Genomic DNA, 1,565 nt, shown 5'->3' on the forward strand with positions numbered 1-1,565 from the left:
TAGTAAAAAAACTTTAATGAATTTTCGTATAAATCTCGTATTTTTTTAGAGAACAACTAAAACTTTACCTCTTTCAAGGACTTGGGCTCGGATAATTCTCTCAGAAGATAAGTTTCTAACACTAATTTGCTCTCCGAGAGACCCTGCACTCAAGGCTTCGCCTTTCATTTGAATGCGGATGGCGCTGTTTGATGCGCTTATTAGAACTTCATCTCCGCGCTGCACGAGCATAGGTGCTTTTAACTGGGTTGGGCTGATGACTTCGCCTTGACGAATGCTACGTTTAGTAATCATTCCCACGAGATGATCTGGATGTCCGTAGCTACCACGCCTATTGAGATTTACCTGCTGTTCCATCGTACCTAGATGGCTTTCTCTAATGGCGGTGTTCTTAGGAATGCTTTGCAGCGCTGTAATCACTTTCTTGTATAGCGCGGCTTTGGCAGAAATATGAATTTGCCAAGNTGGACTTGCACATGACATGGCGATTGTATTGTTCGCTGTTTTGAAAATATCTCTACGTAATTCTTTCTTAATTTCACTTTCACATACTGGCACACTAAATTTCGGTGAAACTTTGCCGATCTTATATTCAGTGCGGAAGCCTTTTGCCTCGTACGTACTGAGTTCCATAGTGAGATATGAGTATGCTTCAGTAATAAGATTTTCTGCATTTAAGGTCTGCGCAAATGAACTATTCGCAGCGATAGAGGCTAAAAGCAGGGTAACTATTGTGTATAGATGGCGTTTCGACATGCGCTTTAATGACAAATAATCGTTATTTGCGATATTTACTGCAATCTATAGGCCTACTTTTTAATGATGGTCTATTATTGATTTGATAAAACTTTACTAATTTCTCAATTATCGAGGTGTTACCTTGGCTGGTGTGTTAGATAGCGTAAACCAACGAACGCAGTTGGTTGGCCAAAATAGGCTTGAGCTTCTGTTATTTAGGTTGGCTGGGCGTCAGGTATATGGCATCAACGTCTTTAAGGTAAAAGAGGTTCTTCAATGTCCTCGTCTTACGAGTCTGCCTAAAAGTAATCCTGTTGTTAAAGGTGTTGCTCATATCCGGGGCGGCACTATTCCAATTTTAGATATGGGTATGGCGACTGGTCAGCGTTCTGTCGCTACAGACGATCTTACTGAACAATTTATTATCATCACGGAATACAACCGAAATACACAAGGCTTTTTGGTCGCAGGCGTCGAACGTATCGTGAACCTAAATTGGGAAGAGATTCATCCGCCACCGAAGGGTTCTGGAAAAGAAAACTACCTTACAGCCGTTACTGAAATAGACGACAAATTAGTTGAGATTTTGGATGTCGAAAAAATCCTCTCTGAAGTCTCTCCGATGGATGAAAGTGTCAAAGAGAGTACGCTTGACGGTCGCGACAAAGAAGAATTTCAAAAGCATCGAATTTTGGTTGTCGATGATTCTGTGGTTGCGCGAAAGCAAATTCAGAATTGTTTGCAGACCATTGGTGCTGAGGTAGTGCTCAAAAACGATGGGCGCCAAGCCTATCAACACTTAAGAGAAATCACCGAAGATGGCTCTC

At 41.6% G+C, this 1,565-nt stretch carries 2 protein-coding genes; one reads left to right on the forward strand and one right to left on the reverse strand.

The window, feature by feature from the left end:
- Window positions 1–45: 45 nt before the first annotated feature.
- On the reverse strand, window positions 46–756 hold the full coding sequence (flgA, locus tag A3739_RS01435; RefSeq protein ID WP_068499974.1) for a flagellar basal body P-ring formation chaperone FlgA: 711 nt from the start codon (window positions 754–756) through the stop codon (window positions 46–48).
- 133 nt (window positions 757–889) lie between these two features.
- Between flgA and A3739_RS01440 the strand changes: the two genes are divergently transcribed.
- On the forward strand, window positions 890–1,565 hold a 676-nt coding region (locus tag A3739_RS01440; RefSeq protein ID WP_369821073.1), incomplete at its 3' end, for a chemotaxis protein.

The sequence above is a fragment of the Oleiphilus sp. HI0067 genome (assembly GCF_001635735.1).